This window comes from Curtobacterium sp. B8 (genome assembly GCF_000333315.1).
GTDB lineage: Bacteria > Actinomycetota > Actinomycetes > Actinomycetales > Microbacteriaceae > Curtobacterium > Curtobacterium luteum.
The window spans coordinates 1-2,856 of sequence record NZ_BACW01000290.1 but is presented as its reverse complement, the minus strand read 5'-3'; the positions used below and the strand labels follow the sequence as shown (position 1 = coordinate 2,856).

General features: G+C 71.7%; 2 protein-coding genes. Both read left to right on the top strand.

Features of this window, described 5'->3' with window-relative positions; translation table 11 throughout:
- Window positions 1–1,270, top strand: a 1,270-nt coding sequence (locus tag I59_RS22715; protein WP_031273230.1) for a hypothetical protein, incomplete at its 5' end; no start/stop codon positions are given.
- Window positions 1,271–1,435: 165 nt separating this feature from the next.
- The coding region (locus I59_RS07060) for a putative Ig domain-containing protein (protein ID WP_031273228.1) at window positions 1,436–2,856 on the top strand (1,421 nt) is incomplete at its 3' end.

Genomic DNA, 2,856 nt, shown 5'->3' with positions numbered 1-2,856 from the left:
GGCCGCACTCGTCGCGGCGACCGCGATCGCGGTCGTCACCGTCGGTCGGGGGGCCGCCTTCGGCGTCTCCGCAACGAACGCTGCCACCGACACGGCACCGGCGTCGACGTCGGCACCGGCGACCACGGCTCCTGCTGCCACGGCGCAGGCCGCCACGACCCCGGCAGCTGCGACACCGGCAGCGAGCACGGCGCTCGCCTTCACCGAGCCGTCCACGAAGGCCGACCCGCTCGCCCTCAGCGCCACCGTCGGCACGCCGTTCAGCCACACCTTCCACACGACGGGCGGCAACGGCACCGTCGGGTACGCGATCCAGGACGCGCCGTCGAGCGCCTGGACGGTGAACGTCGAGACGGGCGTGCTCAGCGCCACGCCGACGACGGCCGGGACGTTCGACTTCGAGGTCGTCGCGCTGAGCGGTGGCGAACAGGTCACCGAGTACGTCCGGGTCACCGTCGCGCCCTCACCGCTGTCCTTCACCGAGCCGTCGACCAAGGCGCAGCCGCTCGCGCTCACCGCCACCGCCGGGACGACCTTCACGCACACCTTCCGGGCTGTGGGCGGCAGCGGATCGCTCGCCTACGCGATCCAGGACGCCCCCTCGTCGGCGTTCACGGTCAACGTGTCGACCGGTGTGCTGAGGAGCACCGAGACCACGGCCGGCACGTACGACTTCGAGGTCGTCGCGCTCCGCGGGAAGACCACCGCGACCGAGTACGTCCGGCTCACGGTCCGCCCCGCGGCGCCGATCGGCCTGATCACGTTCGTCGGTCACGGGACCCCGGGCAGCACCGCGTACGAGGTCGGCCCGAGCGGCACGATCACGGCCTTCAGCGGCACCGGCAAGGACCTGGGCACGGTGTCGTCGATCCCGGCGAAGCAGAACGGCACGCTCGTCGTGTCGGGCATCGCGGTCGACCGCTTCGGCAACTCGACCGAGCCCCAGACGACGGGCCAGCCACTCGCGACGCTGACGAGCTCGGTCGCCTCCGACCGGATCGTGCCCGACACGGCGAAGCACGTCGTGCGGATCACCTTCCCGCACGCCTCGCAGCACCGGCTCACCGTCTCACAGGACGGCGTCTCGACGTCGTTCACCGTCGCCGTGCAGCCGCTGGCGACCACCGCGGTCGCGACGTCGGCGACGGGAACGGGTGCGACGCTCGCCTACACCGGCGCCGACGAGCGCACCCCGATCGCATGGGGTGCGGGCCTTCTGGCAGCCGGGGCGACGCTGCTCGGCTTCCGACTGCGACGCCGTCGGATCTGACACCGGTCCGATCCGGGACCGCCAGGGGCGTGGTGTCGATCGACACCGCGCCCCTGGCGGTTCCCGCACGATCCCCCCAACCCAGGTCACATTTCGGCTTCGAGGCCCCTCAGGCGCCCCTCCGACCCCTACGATCCGAGAGTCGAGCCTTCTCGGCGGATTCACATGATCCGGAACCCGTCCGGACCTGAACACCTGGGGGAGAACGTGCGCCGCAGCACTTCCACCGTCCGACGCGCCTGTGCGCTGGGGACCACCGCCGCACTGGTCGTCCTGACGACCGGCCTCGGCGTCATGACCGCGACCGCCGCGAACGCCGAGACCGTCAGCGAGCCGACGCCGACCGCGACGGTCGACCCGACGCCGTCGGACGCGAGCACCGACCCGACGACCGACCCGACCGCGACCGCGACCCCGACCCCGACCCCGACCGGCGAGCCGGACTCCTCGGCCACGGCCGACCCCGCACAGACCACGGGCGAGCCGGCCCCCGCGAAGACCACCGCCCCGGCCAAGCCGCTCCTCCCGGGCTCGGGCAGCAGCACGCAGGACGTCACCCCCGCCGCGGTGGCCGCTCCCACGGTCACGATCACGGGCACCGCGAAGGTCGGTTCGACCCTCAAGGCGACGACGACCGGCTTCGACAAGGAGCTCGCCACGCCGGAGTTCGTCTGGACGAACCAGGCGACCAAGGAACAGCTGTCGACCGACCAGTTCTACGACGTCCAGACCACGGACGCCGGCGCGGTCATCGTCGTGACCGTCACGGGCAAGGACTCCGAGGGCACCGACGTCGAGGCCTCCGCGAAGACCGCCGAGGTCACGCAGGACCCGGTGTTCGTCGACGCCTCCGGCACCCCGATCGTGGGCGGCACGGCAGCGGACGAGGACACGCTGTACCTCGACGACGCGACCGCGGGCGAGGCGTACACGTACACGTTCCGCGCCGAGGGCTACCCGGCGCCGACCTACCAGCTCTCCTGGTACTACGGCGACGAGGAGGACTCGATCGGCAACGTCGTCGAGACCCAGTCGCAGGCCGCGGCCGAGAACACGATCGAGGCCGGCTTCGAATCCGACGCGGACGTCAACGGCGACGGCAAGATCACGCCCGACGACCAGCTGCCGAAGGGCATCACGTTCGACCCGGCGACCGGCGAGCTGAGCGGCACCGCGACCCAGGCGATGTGGTACGACTTCGCCGTCACCGCCACGAGCGGCGACGTCTCCACCACGCAGTACGTCGAGCTGTCGGTCGACCCGGGCGCTGCGTACGGCCTGGCCGCCGTCGCCCTCGACAAGGGACTCATCGACAACGGCAAGGGCGCGGAGTACATCATCCGCCCGGACGGCACCGTGCTCGGGTTCGACCTCGCGGTCGACGAGGACGGGTTCCCGGAGATCGGTGACCTCCGCGACCACGTCTCGGTCAAGCAGGGCGGCACGCTCCTGGTCTACGGCTCGCCCGTGGACCGTTTCGGCAACGACGTCTACCCCGAGGACGAGAACGACGTCGTGCAGGCGACCGTCACGTCGGACGTCGCGAGCGACGTCATCAAGCCGTACACGGAGAACGGCGCGGAGGG